The organism is Candidatus Nanopusillus massiliensis (genome assembly GCF_920984865.1).
This window is the reverse complement of record NZ_OV100765.1, coordinates 297,488-298,410: the sequence shown is the minus strand read 5'-3', so window position 1 is coordinate 298,410 and position 923 is coordinate 297,488. Positions and strand designations below refer to the sequence as shown.

Genomic DNA, 923 nt, shown 5'->3' with positions numbered 1-923 from the left:
CAATTAATATCTTTCTCATTTCATTCATTATTGTAAAATTTTTTGAAAAAAATTTTTTAAATATGTAAAGGTATCATTATACTAATAGAAATCAATTATCAATTATTTATATTTTCTAAAATATCTTTAAGTTTATTATCCAATTCTTTTGTAAATCTTTCCCATGATAAATCATATTTTTTAACAAATTCTATATTTTCTTTTCCTTTTTCTATTAATTCATCTTTATTTTTAACAAAATATTCTAATGAGTTATATATTTCATTAATCATAGGTTCTTCATAAAATCTTTTTTTATCCAATAAATTCTGTGTGCATTCTTTAATAATTCACAANTTCCAGAAGGATAAACATTAATTAAATACTTTCCAGCAGCTAATGATTCTAAAGGAACTATTCCAAAATCTTCCATATATGGTATATAGATACATGCCAAAGATTTTGCATATAATTCTCTTAATTTTTCATCGGATAAATTTGAATATAATTTTATATTATTTTGTAAATTATAATGCTTAATTAGTTTCAATATTTTTAAGTAATATTTTTTATTTTCAACATTTCCAACTAAATATAATTTATATTCTGAATATTTTTTAATAAACTTTGCAAATGCTTTTATNNNTATATCTTGTCTTTTTGATAACCCAATTCTTGCTACATATAAGAAATAATCTTCCNNATTATCATTATAAAAATTTGACAAATCTGCACCAAGATATAGTAACATCTGTTTTTTCTTTACTATTAACATTTTTATCTAATGCTCTCTTTTTAGATAGTTCTGAATTAAATATTGCAAAATCTATTTTCTTCCAAGCTTTTCTTTCTAAATAATTATATAACGATTCAGAGCTACTTTATAAGGTAAATAATAATATTTTCTAAATCTATATTTAATGTTCCAATAGAAATAACATTTA

At 19.8% G+C, this 923-nt stretch carries 2 protein-coding genes; both read right to left on the bottom strand.

The genetic code is table 11. The annotated features are described in order from the left end of the window. Positions 1-98 precede the first annotated feature (98 nt). Positions 99-272, bottom strand: a complete 174-nt coding sequence (locus LUA84_RS02100) for a hypothetical protein (protein WP_231434225.1) — start codon at positions 270-272, stop codon at positions 99-101. Further along, on the bottom strand, positions 269-730 hold the full coding sequence (locus LUA84_RS02095; RefSeq protein WP_457913348.1) for a glycosyltransferase: 462 nt from the start codon (positions 728-730) through the stop codon (positions 269-271). The genes LUA84_RS02100 and LUA84_RS02095 overlap by 4 nt, the downstream gene beginning before the upstream one ends. Positions 731-923 lie beyond the last annotated feature (193 nt).

What these genes read in the sequence shown, in the direction of transcription:
- LUA84_RS02100 (WP_231434225.1), bottom strand. Translation starts at nt 272, where the DNA reads ATGATTAATGAAATATATAACTCATTAGAATATTTTGTTAAAAATAAA.